The sequence below is a fragment of the Phyllobacterium sp. genome (assembly GCF_037994405.1).
GTDB lineage: Bacteria > Pseudomonadota > Alphaproteobacteria > Rhizobiales > Rhizobiaceae > Phyllobacterium.
On sequence record NZ_JBBNAN010000382.1, the window covers coordinates 1 to 3,890 of the forward strand.

General features: G+C 53.9%; 4 protein-coding genes. 3 read left to right on the forward strand and 1 reads right to left on the reverse strand.

The window, feature by feature from the left end; all coding sequences use genetic code 11:
* The 3 genes from AAAC48_RS21255 to AAAC48_RS21265 all read left to right on the forward strand — a co-directional run.
* Positions 1-494 (forward strand): DUF995 domain-containing protein (locus AAAC48_RS21255; protein ID WP_340656097.1); only part of this gene is annotated, 494 nt, incomplete at its 5' end.
* Entirely contained in the window at positions 491-1,450 is a 960-nt protein-coding gene (locus tag AAAC48_RS21260; protein WP_340656098.1) for a glycosyl hydrolase, read from the forward strand. The genes AAAC48_RS21255 and AAAC48_RS21260, both read left to right, overlap by 4 nt.
* Before the next feature lie 38 nt (positions 1,451-1,488).
* On the forward strand, positions 1,489-2,001 hold the full coding sequence (locus AAAC48_RS21265; RefSeq protein ID WP_340656099.1) for a DUF995 domain-containing protein: 513 nt from the start codon (positions 1,489-1,491) through the stop codon (positions 1,999-2,001).
* An 846-nt stretch (positions 2,002-2,847) separates the two neighbouring features.
* Here AAAC48_RS21265 and AAAC48_RS21270 read toward each other — a convergent pair.
* On the reverse strand, positions 2,848-3,890 hold a 1,043-nt coding region (locus tag AAAC48_RS21270; RefSeq protein WP_340656100.1), incomplete at its 5' end, for a DUF1214 domain-containing protein.

The following is a 3,890-nucleotide window of genomic DNA, read 5'->3' on the forward strand; positions in this document are numbered from 1 at the left end:
CCTATGCCGGCGAAGAAATCGTCCCATCAGCAGATGCCCGGCCAATGACTGGGGTGGAGCTTTATCTGCTGTACCGCAACAAGACCTGGACGTGGTCTGATGGCGCCGGACGCTTTGACGATCAGGACCGGCGTTTCACGGCAAGGACAGGGACTGGCGACACCACCGCATGGGCACAAGGACGATGGACCGCGACCGACGACGGTCGTTTGTGCCTCAACGCAGAATGGCACACTGTCTCCGGCGTCCACGCCAACAAGACTTGCTTCCGCCACAAGCGCGACCACGCAACAATCTACCAAAAGAAAGAGCCGTCCGGGACCTGGTATATTTTCAAGCATGCCGTGCCGGCTCAAACTGACGAGTTCAAGAAACTTGTAGCGGAGAATCTCGTATCCCCGGATCTGGCGAGCATAAAATCCGATCTTGAAAATCAGAAACGACTAGCGGGCAATACGTTGCCAAGCGTTGCTAACAGGAGCAAAACCCAATGAAAAATAACAAAACTCGAACAGCAATCGCCGTCTCATTTGCAACCTTGGTGCTGACTGGAACTGTCCTTGCGGCGAGCATACCGCGCGGTATCCCGACCAATCAGAAGCCTAATATGGGCCAGGTTACCGATAAACGGCCGATCATAGGTCCGGACTCAGTCACCTTTGGCGCGTATGATCCGCACAGTGATTTCAGCAATGATCCGAACTCCAAGATCGAACATCTCTTCCTTCCCTGGGAAGATGTTGATCTGTCATCACTGTCCATCGCCGATGATTATGCCCAAAAGCGCGGACGAAAGCTTCTCATTACGGTGGAGCCCTGGTCCTGGTCCTTGGATTGGCGATCGTCACCGGATGAGCTGCTCAAAGGCATTCTGGCCGGCAGGTACGACGGCAACATGGCCGCTGTTTGCACGACGGCAGCCGGGCTCAAGAGTGATGTGACCATCCGCTGGGCTCAGGAGATGGATGAAACTGATAACCAGTTCACTTGGGCGCATTGGGCGCCGGCCAGTTACGCGGCTGCCTATCGGCGCATGGTGACCGTATGCCGCGAGCATAACAAGTCGGCGAAATATATGTGGTCGCCCAAAGGAGAGCCTGGCCTTACCGCGTTCTACCCTGGGAATGATGTCGTTGATATCGTAGGCCTTTCTGTATTTGGCCTGCAGCAATATGACAAGGACCATTTTGGCGTTGCGCAGACTTTTGCTCAGTCCCTCGCCCCCAAATACCGGCTGGTCCAAGGTTTTGGCAAACCTATCATGGTGGCCGAACTGGGCTATGAGGGCGACTCTGGGTACGTTAGCAATTGGGCTGAAAACGCCGCCAAGCGATATCCGGAATTTCCGGACCTAACCGCCGTGGTCTACTTTAACGACAAGGAAGTTTATCCTTGGCCCCGGCCGTATGGTCTCCCCAACTGGCGGGTCGTCAGGGATGCCACAAACTAACCCGTATGCACACCAAATAGCCCTTTCAGGAGGAACCGATGACTATATTGCGAACGCTATCACTACTGTGCATCGCTGGTGCGGTTGGCACATGTGCCTTTGGTGCGAATGCTGCGCAAAGCAAAATGACGAAGCCGCCAGCAATGTCTGTCCCGCTGACTAGCGAGGAACTGTTCAAGCTCTACAACAACCGTTCTTGGATCTGGAAGGACGGCGCCGGCTATTTCGCAGTAAAGCAGCGCGTGTTTAAAGCCTGGACAGGTGAAGGAACAGGCTCTTATGGCCTTGGGCATTGGTTTGTTACCGATCCGGGAAAGCTCTGCTTCAAGGCCGTATGGTACGCGAAGGCCGGCAACGCGCCAGCATTGACCTGCTTTAGTCACCGAAAGAAAGGCAATGTCATATTCCAGAAGCGCGAACCGGATGGGGAGTGGTATCCCTTTAAAACAACTCCGGTTAACGTCAATGATGAATATCGCAAGGTGCAACCTGGTGACTACGTTACCGCGCGATACAATCGGACGCGTGCAAAGCTATCGCCAAGCCTATAGATTAGGCATTCGTTCAAAATCGTTGCAGGCTTAAGACACGATTAGATTTTACTCACGTAGAGCCGGACCAACGGGGTTGTCCGGCTCTTCTCTCCTTCCCGCATATCCAATTGGTACTCAGACGGTGAGGTCGTAAATCCATTCACCTCGCAAAGCATCTTGACGTGCGTCCAAATCCGCTGGGCGTACAAATGTATGGCGCCCGACCAAGATATGATGCCTTAACAATGTTTGCAGGGATCGCTTTTCTGCTTTTAATGACTTTCTTCTTTGTATCAGCTGCCTTCATATCACTTGGATATCCTAACTCGATTGAGGCTGATTGTGCCTCGGCCATTTTTATAGGCGCAGCAATACAAACAACGACGGCCAAGGCGGCAGTCATTATCCCCCTGGATAAATTCGAGGCATGCATTACGCTACGTTTTTCCATGTTATGCTTGCCAAGACGGGAATGACCCCAAATTATTTCTTTATTCGACATATTGATGCGCTCCCATATCTGGTATGAAAGGGTTTTACTACAAGATGTATTTCAGCGCGTTTAAATGAATAGATACAATTCGAACGAACAAACAAATTGGAGGCGGATAGGATTGTCTGCACATCCTATCCGCTGAAGAGAGCTGCGCTGGTTGCAATTCAACTGGTGGCATCCGGCCCAACAGCTCGATCAAGGCGATAATTCGACCCGATTTTGTGACCTCATCCGCTACTCCACGTCGCAAGGGATTTACCTTGTCGGTAACGAACGTATCCTTCCCATGTGATCAAGGAGGATGTTTCGTTCTGGCGCGGAATCGCGGTCTTATCAACTGCGCAGTAAAACCGCTTTCGATGTCTCCATTAGGGAACGAGTTTGATTTCACTCAGGCGCCATTCCTTGGTGAAGAAAGGCTCCAGCGGGCTATAGAGGCGAAGGAGCGTGAACCAACCCTTGCCAGGCATGGTCTGGATCCAGTTGCCGCGTTTGACACCATCCGGCTGTTTCGGGCCGAAATAGATTGTCGTTGAGCCGTCCGCGTCTGCTTCGGCAGCGGGTGAAGGATAGCTCTGGCTGCCCGCTCGCGGGTAGCCCTGCGGCGTTTGGAGCATGGAGCGCGTCTGGTTGTCATAGAGTGTGAATGACCAGAATGCTTCCGCGGGAATGTTTGGCGGGAGCGTCACCTTGTAGGTCTTGGCCCCGTCGAGATCTTTTTTGTCCGCATCCAGGAAACCCATGAGATACTGCGATCCGACGCGGGGAAGCCGCATGATCATGCCCGGGGAGTCGAGGGTATAGCCATAGTAGAATGCGGTTTTCGAGTCGAGCGTCCGCGCGCCGGTCGGCGGCAACGGTTCGAATCGGCCATCCTTGCTGATCATCGGCGGCGGCGTCTCGAAATTGGCGCCACCCTGCCATAGCATGTTGGCCCACGACGAGTCGGGATAATACGTCCACTCGAGAGACTCACTGGGACGCCAGTTTAGCACGCGTCCTGCAGCGTTCCCGACCGCGGCCGCATCGGTGAGAATCTTCTTCATTCGCTCGTCGGGCTTGAACTCTCTCCCCTTGGCGATGCCGATGGCGGCCAACTGCCCTGCAAGCTCGGGATTGTAGGAGTCCGCCGGCTCCTGCTGCACGTTGGCGTTAATCATCTCGAAGAACGAGTAGTCGCTTGGAGGGATCGTATTGAACGCTTTGCCGCTCGCCTCCACGAACTTGGTCTCGGGTACCGGCGGATTTGCTTCGAGCTTGACCTTGCCTTCAAGCGCTGTCGCGATACTCGTGCCAGCGCCTCCCGGCGTGTAGGGATAGATCTTCATCGTCTTCTTGATGTTCTCGACCGTCGGCTTCGGATCGTTGTCTTCAAGGTAACCGCGAGATGCATAGATGATCCGGTTTGTCT

Coding starts and splice junctions, on each gene's coding strand:
- AAAC48_RS21265 (WP_340656099.1), top strand. CDS start 1,489: ATGACTATATTGCGAACGCTATCACTACTGTGCATCGCTGGTGCGGTT.
- AAAC48_RS21260 (WP_340656098.1), top strand. CDS start 491: ATGAAAAATAACAAAACTCGAACAGCAATCGCCGTCTCATTTGCAACC.